Raw genomic sequence first — 22,081 nt, forward strand, 5'->3', positions numbered from 1 at the left:
CAATCAGTTAGAACGGGAGTGCATTGACCATGACATTAGATTCCGCATTATTCTCTCTCCTAGGCATTTATAACGGTCCGTGGGTGTATAGTCCCAGTGGCACCGACAATAGTGACGACATCACCGGTTTGGCGGAGATCATCATTGACGGCCGCAGGGGCAATGACCGGATCACCGGAAATAACTTTCTGGTTCAGAATATCAGAGGTGGTGATGGCAGCGATCAGATCTATGGCAAGGGCGGCCAGGACAATATCCAGGGCGGGTCCGACAACGATCTCGTCGAAGGTGGCGCCGGCGGCAGTAATTTAATTCCCATCTCGACCAGAGAAAGGCTCAGCGGTAGCAGGGGCATCGATACGCTGAGCTATGAAAGCTCCAATGCTGCCGTAACAGTCAACATGTCGGTGCTGACAGGCGGCGGTTACGTCACCGTCAGCGGCGGCCATGCCCAATACGATGACGTTATCAATGATTTCGAGAATGTCGTCGGCTCGGCGCACAACGATACGATCACCGGCAATGCCAGCGCCAATATCCTCATTGGTCTTGGTGGCAACGACACGCTCAACGGCATGGGTGGCAACGACACGCTGGTTGGCGACGCTGGCGCGGATATCCTCAATGGCGGCGCTGGCGTCGATACGCTCAGCTATGAGAGCTCTGGTGCTGCTGTAACAGTCGACATGTCAACCCTAACTAACGGCTATGTCACCGTCAGCGGCGGTCACGCCCAATCCGATACTGTCATCAATGACTTCGAGAATGTCGCCGGCACAGCGTACAATGACACTATCACCGGCAATGCCGGTGACAATATCCTGATCGGTCGTGGCGGCAACGATACGCTGAATGGTGGCGATGGCGATGACACCCTTAATGGCGGTGCCGATAGCGACACACTAAACGGCGGCAGCGGGAGCGATACTGCGGACTATAGTGGCTCAACCCGGGTCGTGTTAGACCTCACGCGCGGCGGCGGATCCGCCGGCGAGGCGAACGGCGATTCTTACCAATCGATTGAAAACATTGTCGGATCGACGGCGGGTGACACCATATATGGAGACGGTGGATCCAACCGTATTGATGGAGGCAGCGGCAACGACGAGATCCGTGGATATTTGGGCAATGATATTATCACGGGTGGCCTTGGTAGTGATGTATTATACGGCGATTTCCCGATAAACTTCCCTCCCCCGTGGCCCGACTCTGACGACAAATTCCGCTATACTTCGTTAGCTGAGATATTGTCCAACGATACGATCAAGGATTTCGGCGAGTCCGACTTTATCGATCTGTCTGAGGCTGATGCCGACCCGGTTACGTCCGGACGCCAAGCGTTTCATTTCGGTCCGGGTGTGGGGCAAATAGAGATCATAAACGGCAACCACGTTCAAGTTACTGGTCAAAGTGGCGGTATCGACGTAGGATTCAAGAATAACGGTGAACTCGTTGCTGACGATTTCATCTTCTAACTTAACCGCTAGTTGCCGGTGCAGGCGATGATGTACACGGTGCGCCTAAATCCGCGACGCGATCAGCAGAAAATCAACCTATAGCGCGGGCTCAGGAGCGCCGCGCCCCATTTGCACTAGGCCGCGCCGGGGTTCCGGCGCGGTGTCCATGATCGGCTGATCAGGCGAAGCTGAACGCCTCGCTGTGGCTGTTGGCATAGGCCCTGAATTGATCGAGACTGGCCCAACCCTGCAATTTCACGCCGCTATTGTTATTCACCAGCGAGATCGTGCCCTCGCCGCACCATTTGGCATTTGCCAGCAACTCGCCAAGATTGCCGAACAGCGACCTGTCAATGGTCAGCACATCCCGGTCATTGGCATTGGTGTTGAAATCGCCGATCGTATCGATGCCGAAGCCGGTGCCTTCATAATAAAAACGATCATTGCCAAAGCCGCCGTGAAGGACGTCATTGCCAATACCGCCATAAAGCTGATCGTTGCCCTCGCCGCCATAAACCGCATCATTGCCGTGGTCGCCCATGAGCGTATCATTGCCCTTGCCGCCGATGATGAGATCGTTGCCGTTCAGGCTGCGGATCGTATCGTCGCCATCCGTGCCGAGGAGATGGTTGGCATTGTTGTTGCCTCCGTTCGGACCACCATGGCCGTTGAAACCATAGTTTTTTACCTCGCCGCCATGCCAGAACAGAAACTGCCAGCTCTCATAGCGGCTAAGCTGGCCGCTCTTCACATCGACATTGAAAGTGCCCTCATGCTTGGTGCCGCCCCACAGGCCCGAGAACCAGTTCACCACTGCTTCGCCCCACCAGCGCGCACCGCGGAACTGCAGATTTTCCACATCATGCAGTTCTTTAAGGCCGGTGGCCGGGTTATAGACATAAAGCGTGCGCGATTTTTTATCGCCAAGGATAACGTAATCCTCGCGATAGCCATCGAGTATCACCGTGTCATTGTCCTGACCGGCATAGACGATATCCGTGCCCTTCGAGTGCTCCAATCCGGCCGCCGAACTCAGATCGATATAATCATTGCCGCTAAGCGTCTCTATGGCATCATCGCCGCGCCCGCCGCGGATGAAATCATTGCCGGACCAATATTTTCCGTTCTCGCGAGTCTCGCTTTCCGTGCCCAAAATAAATGCCGCACGGCCATAATGATCGCTCGTAGCTGTTTTCTTGTCCTCAATCCAGGTAGAATATTTGGCATTCGCATTGAAGCCCGTGAGCCCTAGCGCCCATTTGGCGGTGCCTAAAACGAAATCGAAAAACTTATTGCCGGTCTCAATTTTGGAATTGAATATCATATCAAGAGTGCCGAGATTTGAGACAACCACAACACTGTCTTTATCCATCTGCTGATGGAATACGGACTCATGTATACGCTCAAATGTAGTCTTGTTGCTGGTGCCGATCTCACCTTGACCATGGGTCAACCAGCCAAGGCTGGAAATTGTGTTATCCCGCGACATCCCCGTAAGAAGCTTGAGCGCGAGCGCTGCGGGACTCCAGGGATCCAGCAGATTGTAGGCATCGTCAAAAGAGATAACATTATTGGGTCCGGAGCGAATTTCCGGCTTTATCTCGTCGAAGATCTCCGGATTTTTCGTGCGCATCATTTCGATAGCTTCTTTGTAGGAGCTAAACTGGCCATATAGCCCGGTAAGACCGCCCCCACCCAGAAACGCGCTAAAGAGGAACTTCCCCAGTATGTCTTCCCCCTTCTGACCACCAAACTGCTTATAGAAATCCTTCAGCCCCGTTTTGCGACCATATCCCCAAGCGCAATAGACCGGATCATTCTCCACACCGAGATTGATGATGCTGCCATCATCTTCCAGCGTCGAGATCACCGGAGCCATGGCAGCGACGTATACCGAATCTTTGAAAAAGCCGCCTGCAAGCGTGGCTTTCAGACGGTGAAAGCTGTTTGTGAACGAGCCGCCAAGGCTTGCACCGGTAAAAACAACGCTTTTCGGGTCCAGATTGTTATCCTGTGCGAGGCAGCGCACCGCATTCAGCGCATAGTCCAGCCTTTGTCCAATCGTACCATCTGTCTGTTCGTCAAACTCTGGTATGTCGCCGGGTTTATCCTTCCCCGGCACATCATTTCCGTAGGACATGATACTGAGGTTCGCGACTCTATCGCCTTCATACCGGGCGAGGACTTTTATTTGTGAGCCGCCGAATTTTGATAATTCCTTTACAATGTTGCCGTTCTTGTCCCGTATGACATCGCCATTCTTGTCCCTCTTGTCATTGATGCCGATGAACTTCCCTTCTTTATCGATAAGCTGGGTGGGGTCCTTGCTCAAGGTTTCGTAGAGATCACCGAGAAAGGCTTTGGTAAGTCCAATTCTGTCAAGCCAAGCCCGATTTTTGTCCAGGCTGCTTCCACCGCCATCAAGCTGCAGAGCCTTTAAAGTGGCGCTTTTGTCGATCTTGTTCACATTGCCGGCATCCGTACCAAGAGCCCGCCAATGTTCGACGTCACCCTTGTCATTTACGATGTCCGCCTTGCGCTCTTTTGACAGATACTCCCCTTGGACAAGCTTGAGGGCGTGCATTGCTTTTTGATATTTTGCTTCGTCATTGAAAAAAGCCATATTTTAATCTCTCCTTTTATTAATAAGTAAACGCTGGCGCCAAGCACCATGCTCGCGCTCCGGCAGCGGATGGGCTTCGGCCCGCGAATTCAAAAATTTTCTCTAAATTTTCCTCCGCGCTCCTCCCAAAGCACGCGTATTACTCTTACGTTTACGTCCAAACCTGCCGGAAATTCGGCAAATGTTACTTGCTCGATAACTAAGTTGGCTTGGTCCGCGTTCATAGACGGCGATGCAGGATGGCCGCGCCGGATTCTTCCGGCGCGGTGTCCATGATCTGCGGATCAGACGAAGTTGAACGCCTCGCTGTGGCTGTTGGCATAGGCCCTGAATTGATCGAGACTAGCCCAACCCTGCAATTTCACGCCGCTATTGTTATTCACCAGCGAGATCGTGCCCTCGCCGCACCATTTGGCATTTGCCAGCAACTCGCCAAGATTGCCGAACAGCGACCTGTCAATGGTCAGCACATCCCGGTCATTGGCATTGGTGTTGAAATCGCCGATCGTATCGATGCCGAAGCCGGTGCCTTCATAATAAAAACGATCATTGCCAAAGCCGCCGTGAAGGACGTCATTGCCAATACCGCCATAAAGCTGATCGTTGCCCTCGCCGCCATAAACCGCATCATTGCCGTGGTCGCCCATGAGCGTATCATTGCCCTTGCCGCCGATGATGAGATCGTTGCCGTTCAGGCTGCGGATCGTATCGTCGCCATCCGTGCCGAGGAGATGGTTGGCATTGTTGTTGCCTCCGTTCGGACCACCATGGCCGTTGAAACCATAGTTTTTTACCTCGCCGCCATGCCAGAACAGAAACTGCCAGCTCTCATAGCGGCTAAGCTGGCCGCTCTTCACATCGACATTGAAAGTGCCCTCATGCTTGGTGCCGCCCCACAGGCCCGAGAACCAGTTCACCACTGCTTCGCCCCACCAGCGCGCACCGCGGAACTGCAGATTTTCCACATCATGCAGTTCTTTAAGGCCGGTGGCCGGGTTATAGACATAAAGCGTGCGCGATTTTTTATCGCCAAGGATAACGTAATCCTCGCGATAGCCATCGAGTATCACCGTGTCATTGTCCTGACCGGCATAGACGATATCCGTGCCCTTCGAGTGCTCCAATCCGGCCGCCGAACTCAGATCGATATAATCATTGCCGCTAAGCGTCTCTATGGCATCATCGCCGCGCCCGCCGCGGATGAGATCGTTGTCATTCGTGCCGAGAATGAAGGCCGCTGCGCCATAATGATCGCTCGTCGGCGTCTTCTTGTCTTCCACCCAGATTTTGCCCTGCAGTTTCGAGGTGAGATGCGAAAGAACAATGACGCTGTCGCGGTCCATGACATCATGAAAGACCGAACCATAAATGCGATCTACTGCATCGCTCATTGGCATGCTGCCATGCGTCGCCCAACCGCTGCTCGCGACGGTCTTGTTGTTGAGCTGCATATTAAGCAGATTGGCAATCCACTCGCTCGCGCCAAGCAGACCGTTCTGCTGATGATAAGCATCGTCAAAAACGACCAGGTTATTGGGGCCAGAGGCAACATAGGGCCTGAAATTATCGAATACACCGATATAATGGGTGATGAAGCTTTTGAAAGTATCCGGTTTGATGAATTTTGAGGGATCCCTGCCCTTGTTGAAAACTTTAGTGACAAGATGCTGAAAGTTTTTATCAGTGAGAAGGCCCGTCAGAAACTTGGATGTATCTTCGCGTTTGACAATTTGAACCACAATTTTGCTGAGCGTGAAAAACAAGGGACCCAGGTTTTCAAACAAATCCGTCCAGCCGAGCTTGCTCGTATCCGGCATGCCGTTCTTGAACAGCCGGCGGAAATCGTCGTAGCCTTCGGGCGTGCCGTGATCCCACAGTCCATAGACCGGATCATTTTCAGCGCCGATACTGAATATTCTGCCGTCCCGCTCCTCCGGCGAGATGGCGCCGGGAGCACCCGCGAAATAAAACGAATCCTTGAAGAACCCGGTTTTCAAGCGATGGAAACTGCTGATAATGCCACCGCCGAGGCTGTAGCCGGCGAACATTATATCCTTGCCTTCGATACCGTTTGCCCGGGCGGTTTTTTCCACGGCGCTCAGAATATAGCCGAATTTTCGTGCCATGGTGAGATTGGCTTCGGCGTCTTTCTCAGGGAAATCCAGCGCACCATTGGTGCCGAGTGCGGTAATGGCGAGGGAAATGATGTTTCCCTTGTCATCATATTGCGCAAGAACCTGCACCTGAGCGCCGCCATCGGGGGAGATGCTATATTTTCCCGTCGGCTTGTCGTTGGCATCGTATTCGACATTGAAGCCACGAAAGAACCCATGGCTGTCGATAAGCTGGGTGAGATCGGTTATCGGCTTGCCATCATCGCCTAGATAGGTGCCGTCCTTGAAACTATCTGCGGTGATGCCCAAGGCTTGCAGAATGGCAAGCCTGATATCCTTCGTATAGGCATCGTTCTGTTTGTCGCCATTCTTGTCGGTGAAAAACACCGGGGCCGGACCGCCGATCTGCTTCCAGCCCTTCATGCCGCTTTCTTCGGTCAGATGAAACTTGCCTTTTTCATTGACCAGTCCCCCAAAGGCTCCGGTTCCATACTCGTCGATGGTTTTATCAACGCTCTTTTGATCCCTATAGGACCCCTCGCTGAGCAGCACGAGTTTCCAGCCAAGGCTGGCTTTTTGATATTGTACTTCGTCTTTGAAAAATGGCATTGCTCGTTTCTCCTGAAAAATAGGTGATAGATGAATAAAGGCCGGCGGCAAGCACCATGCTCGCGCTCCGGCAGCGGATGGGCTTCGGCCCGGCGAATTCAATAATTTTCTCTAAATTTCCTCCGCGCTCCTCCCAAAGCACGGGAATTACTCTTACGTTTACGTCCAAATCTGCCGATGATAGCAGGATGCGGTTTCCTGGTGGCCGGCCGGACTGACTACCGGTTCGGATAAGGTGCGACGATAAATCTAAGCCGCCGCTGCGATACGGGCTCTGGCAAAAGCGCCGATCCTGGCGATTGCCTCGCGTGCCTCGCGCAATTGCGAGCCGAAGATTTGCCAGACGTGCCACATGGAAGGCCAGATCTCCAGATCGACGGCAATGCCCGCGGCACGCGCAGTTTCCGCCAGATCGACCGAATCGCTTAGCAGGATTTCGTCGTCGCCCACCTGGATGAACATCGGCGGGAAGCCACCCTGCAGACAGCCGAAAAGCGGCGATATCCCACAATGATCGAGAGCATGGGTTCCGGCATAGGCGCGCGCTGAACTTTGCAGACGAAGCGTGTCGGAAAAGAATGGATCGCGCTTGCGGCGCGTCTTCATGCTCTTGCCGGTCAGCGTCAGATTGGTCCATGGGGAAAGACAGATAAGGCCGGCAGGTAACGGGACCTGCGCGTCGCGCAGCCGCAAGGCGGTCGCCAAGGCGAGGCCACCGCCAGCGGAATCCCCCGCCAGCAGAATGCGCTGCGGCGCAATTTGCTGATCATGCAACAGCCAGTCATAGGCCCGCACCGCATCCTCAAGCCCTGCGGAAAAGGGATGTTCCGGAGCAAGGCGATAGCCGAGCACAAGCACAGCGATGCCGCTCGCCCTGGCAATTTCAGCAGCGAGCGTGCGATGCGTATCGAGCGAACCGGCTGTATAAGCGCCGCCATGCAGATAAAGAATGACCGCGCCTTTCGTCTGGCCCGCAGGAATTACCCATTCTGATTGCCTCCCGGCAACATCCACCAGTCTCGTTTCCACGCCCGGTGGCATTGCGAAGCGGCGGGTGGCATCTTCCATGCCCTGACGCGCTTCTTCAAATGACCTGGCGCCGGCTCCGCGCATCTTGCGCCGGATGACCGACCTGTAGAGATAGCTCTTGATGCTTGGCAATCGAATTCCCCTCCCCGGGCTCAAGCAGCACCCCACCTCCCATGCCGCTTGTTTAGTCCGAAGGAATTAATCCGGCTTCGAATTTCTTTGCAATTCGACTTAGGTAGCATATTCGGGCGCAGCTAACGGGAATGACCGCCCAAGCTCTCCCACGGAACCCACTCAAAACTTCGAATGCCAATCTATCGAATAACCCTTTGTTAATACTGCTTTCATACGTCCGCCATTATCATATGCTTTCGTCAAGCCTTCGGATCAGGGGCAATCACGATCCGCTTCATATAAACTGGTAGCGCTCATGCTGAGAACGTCTGTTTTGCGTCATATCCTTCTTGGCCTCACGCTCGCGTGGACGGCGTCGGCTTCGCACGCCCAGAACCCGGTGCCTTCGGCAGCATTGCCCGTGCCGGAGCTGAAGCCCTTTGCCCCGGCGCAAACCCGCGTGAGCCCCGCGATCCAGGCGGCGCTGCATCCGGACCCGGTGACGACATCGGGCATCGGACGGAGTTCAAAACCGACGGCAATCGCGGGGAGCCTGAAAAGCGGCCTCGACGCCATTGCCGCGGGTGACGTGCGCAGGGCCATCGGCATTCGCAACGGCCTGCCGTCGCAGGCGCTCGACCGGCATATATTGACCTGGGCCATCGGGCTGTCGAATGCGCCGGGCGTTCCCAGCTCCGAGATCGCGCAAGCTGCCGCCGAACTGCCGGGCTGGCCTGGCATGGCGACCTTCCGCAACAATTCCGAGCGGGCGTTGCTCAAGGAGAATCCCGCGCCCTCCGTCGTCATCAGCGCTTTTGGCAATACCGCGCCGCAGACAACCGAAGGCATGGTCGTGCTGGCACGCGCCTATGTCGCGACGGGCAACCAGCGTGCCGCACGGCAAATCCTCGGGCCTTTCTGGCGGACCAAGAAGCTCGATGACAGCCAGGAGGCGATGATCCTCAAGGAGTTTTCGCAGGTGATCGCGCGCGAGGACCACCTGACGCGCATGCTGACCATGCTCTATGAGGGCAAGGTGAAATCTGCCGGGCGCGTGGCCAAGCTCGCTGGTGCGACCTCATTATACCAGGCCTTTGCCGCCGTACTGCAAAAGGCGCCGGACGCCGGCAAGAAGCTGGCACAGGTGGATGGTTCCTGGGCGCGGAATGCGGCCTTTATCTTTGCAAAGGCGCAATATCTGCGCCGGCAGGAGAAATACAGCGAAGCGGCCGAAGTCATGGCTACGGCACCGCGCGATGCGGCTTCGCTGGTCGATCCGGACGCTTGGTGGACCGAGCGCCGGGTGCTGTCGCGCGAGCTTCTCGACATTGGCGATGCAAAGCGGGCTTACCGGCTGGCCGCCATGCACAGCGCCGAGACGCCCGCCGTCGCAGCGGATGCAGAGTTCCACGCGGGCTGGATGGCGCTTCGGGCGCTGAACGACCCGAATACGGCTCATAAGCATTTTGCCCGCATCGCCGAGCTTTCATCAAAGCCGATGTCGGCATCGCGAGCCTATTACTGGCTCGGCCGTGCGGCGGAGGCCGGCAGCCCGGGAAATGCGCGCGAATATTACGCGCGGGCTTCACGCTATGGCACGACGTTCTACGGCCAGCTCGCGGCCGCGAAGCTTGGCCAGACCGGCCTGCAACTTCCCTACCCGCGCCCCACCGATGCCGATCGCGCACGATTTGCACAGCGCGAGGCGGTGCAGGCGATCAAGCGGCTTGAGGATACGGGCTACGATTCGCGCGCAGCGATGCTCTATACGAGCCTTGCACAGGAACTCGACAGCCCGGGCGAACTCGCCTTGCTGGCGGTAATGGCGGAACGCAAGAACAACCATTATGTCGCCTTGCGGGTCGGCAAGGCCGCCGCACAGCGCGGTATCGATGTCGGCGCCTTGTCCCACCCCATCGGCGCCATCCCTGGAAATGCCAATATCTCCGGATCCGGTACGGCCCTCGCCTATGCGATTGCCCGGCAGGAGAGCGAGTTCAATCCGGCCGCGGTCTCCAGCGCCGGGGCGCGCGGACTGCTGCAGCTTTTGCCGGGAACGGCAAAGGGCGTCGCCACCCGCGCCGGCATGAGCTATTCGGCGGACCGACTTACAACGGACGCGGCCTATAACGCGACGCTCGGCGCGAAGTTTCTCGGCGAGCAGATCTCGAAGTTCGATGGTTCGTATGTACTTACGTTTGCCGGATACAATGCCGGGCCGACACGGGCGAACCAGTGGATCGCGAAATACGGCGATCCACGCGGCAAGCCACTCGACGAGGTCGTCGACTGGATCGAGCGGATTCCCTATACCGAGACACGCAACTACGTGCAGCGTGTGATGGAGAACTACGAAGTATATAAGTCGCGGCTTACCGGTAAGGCGCAGATCGAGACCGATCTGACCGCCGGGCGGCGTGGTTGATCGCTTGGCTTTTCGCGAGATTTCTTACGATGCGCCGGACGGGCTGAAGCTTTACGCCCGCGTGTATGAACCTGTGCGGGAACTCGAAAAGCTGCCGCTGGTGTGCCTGCCGGGGTTAACGCGCAATTCCAGAGACTTTCACGAACTCGCGCAGACGCTGGCGCAACATGCGCAAACGCCGCGACGCGTGATCAGCTTCGACTATCGCGGGCGCGGCCTCTCCGCCTATGATCCCGATTTCACCCATTATAATATCGGCATCGAAGCGGGCGACGTGATCGCCGGACTTGCTGCGCTCGATATCAGCAAGGCGGTGTTTCTCGGGACCTCACGTGGCGGACTGATAATCCACATTGTTGCGGCGATTGCTCCGCAGCTTCTGGCCGGCGTGATCCTCAACGATATCGGGCCGGAGATTGCGCCGGCGGGTTTGCTGCAGATCAGCCACTATTTGCGCAACCCGCAAATCCCGTCGACCATTGCTGAAGCCGCGGAAATCCAGCGTGCCGTGCACGGCGCAGCATTTCCGGCGCTGAGAGACGCGGACTGGGAGCGTTTCGCCCGGGCGATCTACCGCGAGACCGATGGAGTGATACGCCCGGACTTCGACCCCAACCTGGTGCGGACGCTGGACGGCATCGACTTTACCCGGAAACTGGCGGACTTGTGGCCGCAATTCGACCTGATGAGCGAACTGCCCATGCTGGTTATCCGGGGCGAGAATACGCCATTGCTTGCCGCTGAAACTGTCGAGGAAATGACGCGCAGGCACAAGGCGCTGCAGGTCATCCATGTGGCAGGGCAAGGCCATACACCGATGCTGGAAACCGGGCGCCTGCCCGAACTGATCGCAGCATTTGTGGCTGGTGTGGATTTACGCGCGGTTTAGGTTTCGGGCCTTGGAGCAGTTCTTGCCTGGAAATACTGCTGTGCGTGGTTCGACAAGCTCACCATGAGGGAGGTGAGTTGACTGCAGGTGGGCACTTGCAGGGAATGGAGTTGACTGCAGGCATGGGGTTGGCTGCAGAGAGTGGGCTAATTGCGCGGGCTTGGTCGACTGCAGAAATTCAGCACGTCAGCGATTGTCGTTGCAACACTCTACTTCCCTCATGGTGAGCTTGTCGAACCACGCATAGCAGCATTGCCAAACGGAAAACGCTCAGCCGTTTTTGCCGGTTCTGGCTGGTCTGGGTGCAGCTTTGTTGGACGCACCCTTAGGCTTTGCTTTCGCCTTCATCAGGTCGGAAGCCTGCTTGACCCAGTCCTCGCGCTGTGCGCGACCGGGAAAGCCAAGTTCCTCGCTGATCCACGCGGCCTCGTCCGCAGTCCAGGCGGCTATCTGGTCGTGATGATAGATCCCCAGCATGAAGAGCTTCGATTGAATAATTGTCCCGATGCCGTTGATCTGCGTCAGCTTGTCGGGCCTGCCGCGCCGCGCCGCCTTGAGCAATGAGGGCCGGTTCTTGTCATCCTGGCGCGGGTTGCGGACAGCTTTTGCCGCCGGCCTCGCCCGCGCCGTTGGTGCGGCCGTCTTGGCGGCTGTTCTCGGCCCCCGGCCTGATCTTGCGGGATCGGGCGCCGGGATCGGCTCGGCCGGCGGAATCATCGCGGCGGCTTCCTTTGCCGATTTCCTCACGTCGTCATTGGCAGGCGTCCCAAGAAGCGGCAGTGACGAGAGCCGCGCATCGGCGGCACGCGTCGAACTCTCCGAAACAGAATTACTCTTTGGAGATAAGCTCTTGGCAAGATTGCCTAATATGGCCCCAATGATGAAGGCTGCAGCAATGAGGAACAGCGACGACAAAATGAACATGACCATGATCTTATCCAATCTTCATCGAGTTCAGGCGACTGCCTAGGCCCGGGTCGTCCAGCCTACATAGAAGCCGACCAGAACAGCAATCAAGAGAAAGAGCCAGAGCTGGCTTATCAGATACCACATCAAATCCGCCTCTTTTCAATTGCTGCTGGCGCGCGCCGGCGCTTCCAACTTTATCTCGCCCGCCTCCGCATTGCCCGGCAGAGCGGTATGGAAAGCAGCGTTCAACCTATCATAATCATTCAAATTGGCGGCGGTACCCCTGATATTATAGGTAGTGCCGGAAATTTCCACCTCGCCATTGGTCAGCTGAGCCGCCTGGGCAAGCGCGAAATCGACGAGATTGAAAAATCCCTGCGGCGCACCGCGGGCGACGGCCATTTCATCGAGAATCTCGATGCCAGGCATCGCATTTTCCGCAGCGGCGAGAATTTTTGCGCGCGCATCGCCGTAGGGAACATTGCCCGACAGGAGAATGCCCTCATCGGACTTGGTGACCACGAAGGAGAATGGGTCTGCGAGGGGCAAAAGCGTGGTCTGATTATCGACGATCCGAACGCCCTCCGTTTCCCCGGCGATTTTCAGCGCGGCGGCGAGAGCCTCCTCGGATGGCGCAATCCCCTTGAGGACCAGATCCCGGCCATCGATCTCGGCGCTTGCCCAGTCGTTTTGCAGCGCAAGCCCATCATTGACAGAAGCCGTAAGCTCGCGGTCGATCGGATCGGTCAGAAACCACACGGCCAGCGCCGTCAAAAGCGCAATGGTGATTACGCCTGGCCAGAACCAGCTTTTGATCGTGTGCATATATCCAGAACTTTCTCGTCTCACTTGCAGTCATGTTCATGTCTGCCCGCTCTTTATGGCCTTTTCAACACAGCCATGTGCCTGCGTGCCACAATCTTGTTCAGAAAAGCCGTTGACACGGAATTTTGACAAAAGAAAACCCGGCAGCTTGCGCTGCCGGGTCTCATTCAACCAATCCAGTAAAGGATTAGAAGTTACGCTGGAAGCGGATGATGCCGCCGAATGCGTCGTCGCTGCCGCCGTCAAATTCGGAAGCGGCCTGACGGGCACCGTCAAACTTGGTGTAGTTGATTTCTGGCGTGATAACGAAGCCAGGAACCAGCTCATAAGCTACGTTAAGAGCGAGGGCATAGGTGCCTTCGGATTCGTAAGCGCCCTGAGCATTGATGGTTGCCTTATCAGTAGCCTTGACAGAGATACCTGCCCAAGCTGCCCAATCGCCTTCCCATGTACCGAACCAGTTACGGCTATCGAGATCAACGTCGCCTGTGATTGGATCGAAGTCGTCTTCATAGCCTGACTGATATCCACCCATGACGAAGGCAGAGAACATCTCGTTGAACTTCACGTCCAAACGCAGCTTGCCAGCGAACTCTTCAACGTTGGAGTCGTAGCCGACAACACCGGAGATACCACCCCAGCCCTGTTCAAACTTCGCACCAGCAAGAACGTGTGGCATGTAGTCTTCGATAACGTAGTTGCCACCAAGACCTGTTACGTCATCCTGGCCCTGTTCAGCACCGATCATAGCGGAGAAACCATTGCCGCCAGTGAACGTGTAGCTGACCTGGTTGGTCGTGCCGGACTGGTAGTTGATAACATCGTCGTTGATGATGTTGCCAGCATAGTTCGTCCACGAACCGAAGAGTTCGTCAGCAACACCGATACGGAAGCCGCCGAGTTCGATCCAAGCCTGTGGCAGCGAACCGCCATCATCGATGCCATTGGTGTACTGGAAACGGCCCTGAATGTAGGAACGCAGGGTGCCGAGTTCGGTTTCCGAACGTGCATCGAAGCGAACTTCTGCACGAGTACGCTTGTACCAGGTCTCGTTGTCCTTGGCACCAACGTTGGTGCCGTCATAGACGTTGTCACCAGCAGCAGCATCATAACGGACATAGCCGCTGATCTTCAGGCAGGTCTCGGTCCCCGGGATGTAGAAGAAGCCAGCGCCGTATGCGTCGCAAACGCGAACGTATTCAACGGGCTCTGGTTCGGCGACGACGACTGCGTCAGCAGCACGTGCGCCTGATACTGCAACGAGAGCTGCAGCGGAGCCGATTAGAAGGCTCTTGATGTTCATTTCTGACCTCCAGTCAAAGTTAAAAATGGGTCTGGGCATTCCAATTTGGCTGAAGGACAACCTGTCCCCATCCCCTAAGTCCAAGAAGAAATGCGGTGAACGCCCTTCCTCTCGACAGACCATACTCGCCAACGCCGGGGTTTCAACCACGAATGTCCCCATCAACACCCTGTGAGGGCTCTATGCCAAGCCGCTGTTGCACAAAAGCCACGAAATTGCCCCGGCTCCTCCAATATCTTTACCACTCATTAATACAGGTAACCGGCTTTTTAATAAAAACATGCCTTGAGATGACGGAATTGGAACGCCAAAACCTAGGAGAATCGGCCATTACGGCGGTGTTGCGCGCCAAAGGATGAATCGAATCAACGATTTCCGGCTTTCCCTCGATGGTGATTTGACATGACTTATCTTACCCTTCTTCTCGCCATAGTCTGTGAAGTCGTTGCCACGTCGGCGCTCAAACAGGCGGATGGGTTTACCAGGCTGTGGCCATCGCTGGTCTGTGCGCTCGGTTATGGCGCTGCGTTCTACCTGTTGTCGCTGCTGCTGCGGACCATGCCTGTCGGCATTGTCTATGCGATCTGGTCGGGCGCGGGGATCGTTCTCATCGCGGCCGTCGGCTGGTTCTGGTTCAAACAGCCGCTCGATATCGCCGCGATCGTCGGCCTCGCGCTCATCATCGCCGGCGTTCTCATCGTCAATCTCTTCTCCAGCTCCGTCGGCCACTAGCCAAAAGTCGCGCATTTGCTGGGGAAAATGCCTCCTCCGGCCTGCCATTCCCCCTGATCTCGGTCCGAATCTTGACTGGAGGTCAGAAATGAACATCAAGAGCCTACTTTTCGGCTCCGCTGCAGCCCTCGTTGCAGTAACCGGCGCCCGCGCTGCAGACGCAGTTGTCGTCGCCGAACCCGAACCCGTTGAATACGTCAAAGTCTGCGATGCTTATGGTTCGGGCTTCTATTATATCCCGGGAACCGAAACCTGCCTGAAGATCAGCGGTTACGTTCGCGCAGACATCTCGGCTGGCGATGACGCATATTCAGGCACCAAGCGCGACACCTATGACTGGCGTGCCCGTGCGCTTCTCCGTTTCGATGCACGTTCGGAAACCGAACTTGGCACGTTGAAGTCGTTCGCTGAACTTCGCTACAACTTCAAGAATGGTGCCGACGCCGAAACGGTTGACCTGAACCAGGCGACGATCGAGCTTGGCGGCTTCCGTGTTGGCGCGGCCGACTCGCAGTTTACGACTTGGACAGGCTACCTTGGCGGCGTCATCAATGACGACGTGATCGCGGAAGGTTCATATGTCACCAACCAGATCAGCTATACATTCGCTGGCGGCAATGGTTTCTCGGCATTCGTTGGCCTGGAACAGGGAAGCGGCGGCTATAATGTGGTTGATGTCATCACTGGCGCGCCAATTCTTGATGCTGATGGCGAGCAAGTTACCTCGAGCAACAAGATCAATGACTATACACCGCACGTCGTTGCCGGTGCGAAGTTCGAGCAGGCCTGGGGTTCGCTCTCCGGTGTTGTTGGTTACGATTCGGTTACCGAGGAATTCGCGGGCAAGCTTCGTGCTGACGTCAAGTTCAGTGACACCATCTCGGCGTTTATCATCGGTGGCTACAAGACCGGTGATGAAAAGGACTTCTTTGGCACCTGGAATGGTGACTACGCAGTCTGGGGTGGTCTAACCGCCAAAGTTAGCGACAAGGCAACTGTCAACGGCCAGGTCGGTTACGAGGAAGATGGCACTGTCGCTGCTGCCCTTAACGTCGAATACCAGCTGGTTCCTGGTTTCGTAATCACGCCAGAAGTGAACTACACCAAGTTTGACGGCTTCCGTTCGCTTTACTCTGGTCGTGCTGACGATGCATTCGGCGGCATTATCCGCTTCCAGCGCAACTTCTGATCTTTTGACGTGCTGACAGAAGCCAATGCCGGGCGCTCCGGCATTGGCTTTTCGTCCTCAACAACCAATTCGGCCTTCGTTGTTTGAACTGCAGGCGCGGGTCGAGAAGACCTTCCCTTTCACCAGATTTGAAAACGCCAGAACCATTTTTTATTTGATTGGAGATTGGAAATGTACATCAAGAGCCTTCTAATTGGCTCCGCTGCAGCACTTGTTGCAGTATCAGGCGCACGTGCTGCTGACGCAGTCGTCGTCGCCGAACCAGAACCTGTCGAATATGTTCGCGTCTGCGACGCGTATGGCGCTGGCTTCTTCTATATTCCCGGCACCGAGACCTGCCTGAAGATCAGCGGCTATGTCCGCGCCCAGATCAATGGCGGCGACGACGCCTCTAAGGGAACTGAGCGGAACACCTATGACTGGCGTGCCCGTGCTGTTACCCGCTTCGATGCACGTTCGGAAACGGAGCTCGGCACGCTGCGCTCCTATGCCGAACTTCGCTACAATTTCAAGAACGGTGCAGATGCCGAAACGGTTGACCTGAACCAGGCAACCATCGAGCTTGGCGGTTTCCGTGTTGGTGTTGCCGACTCGCAGTTCACATCCTGGACGGGTTACCTTGGCTCCGGAATCATCTCCGATGACATTATCGCCGAAGGCAGCTACGCCACCAACCAGATCAGCTACACTTTTGCTGCCGAAAATGGTTTCTCGGCATTCATTGGTGCGGAGCAGGGTAAGGGCGCTTACCTGATCGATGACTATCTTCCGCATCTTAGTGGCGGTGCGAAGTTCAAGCAGGGCTGGGGCTCGGTTACCGGTGTGGCCGGTTATGACTCCAAAGCCGAAGAATGGGCTGGCAAGGTTCGTCTGGACGTGACGCTCACCGATACTGTCTCGGCGTGGGTCATGGGCGGATACAAGTCCAACAACCGCAACGACTTCTACGGCACCTGGAATGGCGATTACGCTGTCTGGGGTGGTATTGCTGCCAAGGTCTCAGACAAGGCAACCGTCAATGCACAGGTCGGCTATGAAGACGAAGGCACGATCGCTGCCGCTTTCAACGTAGCCTACACGTTGGTTCCGGGTTTCGTTCTTACGCCGGAGGTTAATTACACCAAGTTGGATGATGCTCGCCAGGCCCGCACGCCTGGCGCCAAGGATGACGCCTTCCAGGGCATTATCCGCTTCCAGCGCAACTTCTGATCTTTTGATCACCTGACAATTACCCAACGCCGGTACTTTTCCGGCGTTGGCCTGCCCCTCAAACATATTCACCATTCAATTTTCAGCGTTCGTCGAGCAACGCACAGACATTAACGAGAGAGGATTTTAAAGCCGGTCGCGGACCGAGGAGACGAAGAAATGTTTGGACAACAACCCTCGAGGTTGGAGCTCGCTGTAACCACGCACGGTTTCAACGAACGGGAGTCTATTAGCCTAAAGTTCTATAGGCCTAAGGATTGCGCTTTCGGAAAAGACGGCTACAACTCGTCACATATTATTCCGGCATTTGTTTTATCAATTAGAGCGCAACCAATATGACTATCTCGGGCATGTCCCCCTCTCCGTCCGACGCGGCGTTTCCAGTACGGTTCCAGTATGATCTCAGCTACGCTTCGGCGGACCACGGGATCAAGCGGCTCGTCAGGGAACACTCTCTCGACAATTTGACAGCGCAATATATCAGCATTCTCTGGGACGAGGGATCGCACAAGACCAATGTCCGATCGTTTCTTGGCGAGATTTGCGAAATATTGAGCGGCGAGCGTTTCAGCGTCTTTACGCAAGAGATGCTCGATTCTGTGATTGGCACCCTTCGCGAGCGCGGCAATAGCAATGCAACCATCAATCGCAAGATGGCCGCATTGAGCAAGCTGCTGCGAAAGGCATGCAAGATGGGCGACATCTACAATCTGCCGGAGTTCCGGCGCCAGAAAGAGCGGCAAGGGCGCATCCGCTTCCTTGAAGCCGAGGAAGAGCAGCGGCTTTTCTCGGCAATCCGTGCGCGCTGCGAAGACAGCTACAGGTTGAGCGTTTTTCTCGTCGATACGGGTTGCCGGCTCGGCGAAGCGATCGGGCTCAACTGGAACGACCTGCAGGATTCGCGTTCGACCTTCTGGCTGACCAAGTCCGGACGCAGCCGCACCGTTCCTTTGACCGCCCGCGTCAGGGAGGTCCTCCAAATTCCGCATGGCCGCTTGAAGGGGCCATTCGCCATGCACACGCAGGTTCGCTTCCGGGCCATCTGGAACGAAGCCAAGGCCGAGGTCGGACTTGGCACGGACGATCAGGTGGTACCGCATATTCTTCGCCACACCTGCGCCTCGCGGCTGGTGCGCGGCGGCATCGACATTAGACGTGTACAAATCTGGCTCGGTCACCAAACGCTGTCGATGACCATGCGCTACGCCCATCTGGCGACAAACGATCTCGACAGCTGCGTTGCCGTTCTCGAACGCCATTGATTGCAAGCGTTGTCCTATCGTTCGCGCCGAAAGCGCGGGGCGATAGATCGAGTGGGCCAGCGGCGGATAATTGGTCCTCACGCTTTTGCGCGCCTCGTAGCGGGCAATGGCTTTGAGTTAACGCTCCCCCTCTTCCTGCCCTTCGGGCAACGAGCGAGATGAGCGACGAACTCGCCCTTCGGTCGGACTCCATGAGAGAGAAAAAAGTTCTCCAATCTTGGCGTCCCTTTCTTCTCCCCCACGGGGAGAAGGTGGCCCAAAGGGCCGGAGGGGTAGCGAACGTAACTTCGTCAGACGCTCGCCTTGCTTGCGGAGCGGCGGCATCGACATTAGACGTGTACAAATCTGGCTCGGCCACCAAACGCTGTCGATGACCATGCGCTACGCCCATCTGGCGACAAACGATCTCGACAGTTGCGTGGCCGTTCTCGAACGCCATTGATTGCAAGCGTTGTCTTATCGTTCGGGCCGAAGCGCGGGGCGATAGATCGAGTGGGCCAGTGGCGGATCGTAGATCCTCGCGCTTTTAGAGGCCTCCGTGGCGACTAACGCGATTCTGATTGATGCTAGCCCTCATCCGGCCCTTCGGGCCACCTTCTCCCCTTGTGGAACCATTGCGAAACTTGCTCTTGCGCCTCGGCAGCCTGATTGCGGGTCGACATAGCGGATCGTGTCGAGGCCCATGCGCCGCTTGAGCGTGGCGAATGTCGTTTCCACAGCCGCCCGGCTTTTGGCGATGATCCGGTTGAAGCGCCGGGCAGCGGGCTTGAGCACCGGATGATGCTTGTTTGGCCGCCGCATCAGACCGCAGCGGATGCCGGCTGCCTTGAGCGCGGCCTCGCGAGCATGGGTATGATAGGCGCTGTCGGCCAGAACCCGCACTTCGTCGCCCGAGATCATAGCGTCGGCCGGCACCGTGTCGTTGACATTGGCCGGCGTGGTGATCACCTTGCGGATGATCCCGGATCCCTCGTCGACCCCGACATGGGCCTTGTAGCCGTAACTTGAACCGGCTTGCCCTTCTTGTGCGTGAACGCCGCATCCGGATCGCGCGGTACCTCTTACTGGCCCTCACCCTCGCGCAGCGGGTGCGCCGCGGCCTCCGTCTCGATGATGGTCGCATCAAGCATCGTGCCGCGCCGCAGGATCAGCCCGGCCGCGTCGAGCTGCCGGTCGAGCTCCAAAACAGCTTCTCCAGCACACCCGCTTCCATCAGCCGGTTGCGGAAGCGGCACAGCGTCGTGTGGTCGGGCACCATCTCGTCCAGGCCCAGCCCGCAGAAGCGGCGAAACGACAGCCGGTCGTAGAGCGCCTCTTCGAGCTCGGCATCCGACAGCCATAGAGCCGCTGCAGCAGAAGCGCCTTGAACATCAAAAGCGGCCGGTAGGCGGGCGGTCCGGCGGCGGTCTCCTTGTCGAGCGGCTTGAGCACTTTCTCAAACCGGTACCACTTCACCACCGACGACAGCTTGCCCAGACGATCCGAACCGGCACGCGCCGTCACCAGCGCATCGGCAAAACTGAACTGACCCACCGTCTTCTCAACCATCCAATTCATCCCCCGCAACACAGACAGGGAATCATATTCCAAGAGTTTTGCAATATTCCCCTTGTGGAGAAGAAACGGATGCCAAGATCGGAGAGCTTTTTTCCCTCTTTCATGGAGTCCGAGGGGCGAGACCCGTGGCCCAGCCGGCTAGCTATCCGGAAGGGTGGAATGAGGGGGGAGCTTCGTCAGACGCTCGCCTTGGCTTGCGGAGCGGCGGCATCGATATCAGGCGTGTACAAATCTGGCTCGGCCACCAAACGCTGTCGATGACCATGCGCTACGCCCATCTGGCGACAAACGATCTCGGCAGTTGCGTTGCCGTTCTCGAACGCCATTGATTGCAAGCGTTGTCTTATCGTTCGCGCCGAAAGCGCAGGGCGATAGATCGAGTGGGCCAGCGGCGGATCGTAGATCCTCACGTTTTCGCGCGGCCTTTGTGGCGGGTGCCAGGCAACAACGGCTTGAATCAGCGGACCAGCGGCATGCGGAAGGTGAATCGTGTTTCCTCGTGGGTCGAGGCGACTTCCAGTGTCCCGCCGTGCACCCGCGCGATCTCCGAGGCGATATAGAGGCCGAGCCCCAACCCCTGCTGACCCGGGCGGGCCTCACGGCGAAAGAATGGAAGGAACAATTGTTCCTGTGCCTCGAGCGGAATCGGGTCCCCGGAATTTGACACCGATAGTTCGAACGCGTCACCATCGATCGATGCACGGATGCGAACCGGACTGTCCTCCGCGCCATGCATCAAGGCATTGCCGAGGAGATTGGACAGGAGCTGGCCGATCCTCACCCGGTCGCACTTCACCGGATCCTCGAAGTCGAAGTGCGTTTCGACTAGGCGATCCGGCTGAATTGAAACGAGTTCGTCGACGACCTGGATCAATGTCGGCTTGAGGGGTTCTGCCTCGTCGACGTCGAGCACCACACCGCCGCCGAGCCTCGCCCTTGCCAGATCAAGCACATTGTCGATCAAGCCCGACATGCGAACGGCGCTGCCGCGGATCAGCTTGACGATACTCTTCGCCTTTTCGTCCAGCGGAGAGCGCAGCAGCATGCGCGTGCCTGATTGGATCGATGCAACCGGATTGCGCAGATCATGCCCGAGCACGGCGACGAATTGCTCGCGGAACTCGGAAATCCTCCGCTCATCCACAAGTGCGGCTTCCGTCATCGCGAGGCGCTCGTTTGCATGCAGATGAAACGCGATAAGCTCTGCGAACAGTTTGAACATGCCGATCACCTCAGGATTATCGAGGCGTGCCGGGCGCGGATCGATGGCGCATAGCGTGCCAAAAAACGTGCCATCAGGGAGGACGATCGGCATGGAAATATAGCTCTGGAAGCCATAGATCGCCGGTGTGTGGTGCAATGCGTAGCGCTCATCTTTCGCAACCTCCTCGATGACCACCGCTTCACCCGTATCGCGGATCTGGTCGCAGAGCGTGGTTTTGACCGACAGTTCACCGCCAGGCTCAAGGCCGAAATCAATGCTGTCGAGAACCTGACAGGCGACCCAACGATCCTCGGTCACACGTGCTACGGCAGAAAAGCCCATGCCGGTTGTCCGGCATATGACGTCGAGGATCATCGGCACAGCGTCGATCCGGCCGATCGCATCAATGTCGGCCTGAAAGTCATCGTTCATCGAGGATTCCGATATTGCAGTTTCGTCCAATATAGGGGCTCCACAGAATAACGCCATAATTTGTGTCAGCTTTTCCGCAAGTTCCGAAATGATATTCGCGTGTGTGCGCGGCGGGATTGGATTGGCGGAGCTCGAAGTACTTCCCTGGCGGGCGGTGCCAGCCCAAAGAAGAACGAGTGTTTCCGACCGGGCTCGATAC

The 22,081-nt window shown here is 56.8% G+C and carries 13 protein-coding genes and 5 pseudogenes; 9 read left to right on the forward strand and 9 right to left on the reverse strand.

The features are described from left to right. Positions 1-29: 29 nt before the first annotated feature. Entirely contained in the window at positions 30-1,475 is a 1,446-nt protein-coding gene (locus tag CU100_RS26590; RefSeq protein ID WP_146141847.1) for a calcium-binding protein, read from the forward strand. 160 nt (positions 1,476-1,635) lie between these two features. Here the strand turns inward: CU100_RS26590 and CU100_RS27230 are convergent, their stop codons facing one another. From CU100_RS27230 to CU100_RS13905, 3 genes are all read right to left on the reverse strand, one after another. Further along, complete coding sequence (locus tag CU100_RS27230; RefSeq protein WP_106717111.1) at positions 1,636-4,080, reverse strand: calcium-binding protein; 2,445 nt, start codon at positions 4,078-4,080, stop codon at positions 1,636-1,638. Between the two features lie 284 nt (positions 4,081-4,364). Further along, complete coding sequence (locus tag CU100_RS13900; RefSeq protein ID WP_106717112.1) at positions 4,365-6,803, reverse strand: calcium-binding protein; 2,439 nt, start codon at positions 6,801-6,803, stop codon at positions 4,365-4,367. 249 nt (positions 6,804-7,052) lie between these two features. Then, entirely contained in the window at positions 7,053-7,964 is a 912-nt protein-coding gene (locus CU100_RS13905; RefSeq protein WP_106717113.1) for an alpha/beta hydrolase, read from the reverse strand. Between the two features lie 298 nt (positions 7,965-8,262). Between CU100_RS13905 and CU100_RS13910 the strand changes: the two genes are divergently transcribed. After that, positions 8,263-10,371, forward strand: a complete 2,109-nt coding sequence (locus CU100_RS13910; protein WP_106717114.1) for a lytic transglycosylase domain-containing protein — start codon at positions 8,263-8,265, stop codon at positions 10,369-10,371. A gap of 4 nt (positions 10,372-10,375) precedes the next feature. Then, positions 10,376-11,260, forward strand: coding sequence for an alpha/beta fold hydrolase (locus CU100_RS13915; protein ID WP_210280716.1), 885 nt, complete (start codon positions 10,376-10,378; stop codon positions 11,258-11,260). 270 nt (positions 11,261-11,530) lie between these two features. Here the strand turns inward: CU100_RS13915 and CU100_RS13920 are convergent, their stop codons facing one another. The 3 genes from CU100_RS13920 to CU100_RS13930 all read right to left on the reverse strand — a co-directional run bounded on the left by CU100_RS13920 (position 11,531) and on the right by CU100_RS13930 (position 14,297). Further along, positions 11,531-12,190 carry a hypothetical protein gene (locus CU100_RS13920; protein WP_106717116.1) on the reverse strand — a complete coding sequence of 220 codons (660 nt, stop codon included), beginning with the start codon at positions 12,188-12,190 and terminating at the stop codon, positions 11,531-11,533. A gap of 138 nt (positions 12,191-12,328) precedes the next feature. Continuing rightward, positions 12,329-12,994 (reverse strand): BON domain-containing protein, encoded by a 666-nt coding sequence (locus tag CU100_RS13925; RefSeq protein WP_106717117.1) that lies wholly within the window; start codon positions 12,992-12,994, stop codon positions 12,329-12,331. 187 nt (positions 12,995-13,181) lie between these two features. Beyond that, on the reverse strand, positions 13,182-14,297 hold the full coding sequence (locus CU100_RS13930) for a porin (protein ID WP_106717118.1): 1,116 nt from the start codon (positions 14,295-14,297) through the stop codon (positions 13,182-13,184). Positions 14,298-14,699: 402 nt separating this feature from the next. Between CU100_RS13930 and CU100_RS13935 the strand changes: the two genes are divergently transcribed. From CU100_RS13935 to CU100_RS27235, 5 genes and pseudogenes are all read left to right on the forward strand, one after another. Further along, positions 14,700-15,029: a DMT family transporter gene (locus tag CU100_RS13935; protein WP_106717119.1), complete on the forward strand. Its 330-nt coding sequence runs from the start codon at positions 14,700-14,702 to the stop codon at positions 15,027-15,029. Positions 15,030-15,117: 88 nt separating this feature from the next. Continuing rightward, positions 15,118-16,218, forward strand: coding sequence for a porin (locus CU100_RS13940; RefSeq protein WP_106717120.1), 1,101 nt, complete (start codon positions 15,118-15,120; stop codon positions 16,216-16,218). 171 nt (positions 16,219-16,389) lie between these two features. Further along, positions 16,390-17,427 carry a porin gene (locus CU100_RS13945; protein ID WP_106717121.1) on the forward strand — a complete coding sequence of 346 codons (1,038 nt, stop codon included), beginning with the start codon at positions 16,390-16,392 and terminating at the stop codon, positions 17,425-17,427. 458 nt (positions 17,428-17,885) lie between these two features. Continuing rightward, positions 17,886-18,689, forward strand: a pseudogene (locus tag CU100_RS13950) (tyrosine-type recombinase/integrase); the annotation flags it as partial. A 307-nt stretch (positions 18,690-18,996) separates the two neighbouring features. Next, positions 18,997-19,131: pseudogene (locus CU100_RS27235) on the forward strand (tyrosine-type recombinase/integrase); the annotation flags it as partial. A 218-nt stretch (positions 19,132-19,349) separates the two neighbouring features. Here CU100_RS27235 and CU100_RS27655 read toward each other — a convergent pair. Then, a pseudogene (locus CU100_RS27655) lies at positions 19,350-19,709 on the reverse strand (transposase); the annotation flags it as partial. Positions 19,710-19,774: 65 nt separating this feature from the next. Beyond that, positions 19,775-20,246 (reverse strand): annotated as a pseudogene (locus tag CU100_RS27660) (IS5 family transposase); the annotation flags it as partial. 194 nt (positions 20,247-20,440) lie between these two features. Here CU100_RS27660 and CU100_RS13970 point away from each other — a divergent pair. After that, positions 20,441-20,575: pseudogene (locus CU100_RS13970) on the forward strand (tyrosine-type recombinase/integrase); the annotation flags it as partial. A gap of 128 nt (positions 20,576-20,703) precedes the next feature. Here CU100_RS13970 and CU100_RS13975 read toward each other — a convergent pair. Continuing rightward, on the reverse strand, positions 20,704-21,882 hold the full coding sequence (locus tag CU100_RS13975; protein WP_106717127.1) for a GAF domain-containing sensor histidine kinase: 1,179 nt from the start codon (positions 21,880-21,882) through the stop codon (positions 20,704-20,706). Positions 21,883-22,081 lie beyond the last annotated feature (199 nt).

The sequence above is a fragment of the Phyllobacterium endophyticum genome (assembly GCF_003010935.1).
GTDB classification, from domain to species: domain Bacteria; phylum Pseudomonadota; class Alphaproteobacteria; order Rhizobiales; family Rhizobiaceae; genus Phyllobacterium; species Phyllobacterium endophyticum.

Bases quoted from the DNA above. Each gene is read 5' to 3' on its own strand.
- CU100_RS13920 (WP_106717116.1), bottom strand. From the start codon at position 12,190: ATGGTCATGTTCATTTTGTCGTCGCTGTTCCTCATTGCTGCAGCCTTC.
- CU100_RS27230 (WP_106717111.1), bottom strand. From the start codon at position 4,080: ATGGCTTTTTTCAATGACGAAGCAAAATATCAAAAAGCAATGCACGCC.
- CU100_RS13940 (WP_106717120.1), top strand. From the start codon at position 15,118: ATGAACATCAAGAGCCTACTTTTCGGCTCCGCTGCAGCCCTCGTTGCA.
- CU100_RS13910 (WP_106717114.1), top strand. From the start codon at position 8,263: ATGCTGAGAACGTCTGTTTTGCGTCATATCCTTCTTGGCCTCACGCTC.
- CU100_RS13975 (WP_106717127.1), bottom strand. From the start codon at position 21,882: ATGAACGATGACTTTCAGGCCGACATTGATGCGATCGGCCGGATCGAC.
- CU100_RS13930 (WP_106717118.1), bottom strand. From the start codon at position 14,297: ATGAACATCAAGAGCCTTCTAATCGGCTCCGCTGCAGCTCTCGTTGCA.
- CU100_RS13935 (WP_106717119.1), top strand. From the start codon at position 14,700: ATGACTTATCTTACCCTTCTTCTCGCCATAGTCTGTGAAGTCGTTGCC.
- CU100_RS13945 (WP_106717121.1), top strand. From the start codon at position 16,390: ATGTACATCAAGAGCCTTCTAATTGGCTCCGCTGCAGCACTTGTTGCA.
- CU100_RS26590 (WP_146141847.1), top strand. From the start codon at position 30: ATGACATTAGATTCCGCATTATTCTCTCTCCTAGGCATTTATAACGGT.
- CU100_RS13925 (WP_106717117.1), bottom strand. From the start codon at position 12,994: ATGCACACGATCAAAAGCTGGTTCTGGCCAGGCGTAATCACCATTGCG.
- CU100_RS13900 (WP_106717112.1), bottom strand. From the start codon at position 6,803: ATGCCATTTTTCAAAGACGAAGTACAATATCAAAAAGCCAGCCTTGGC.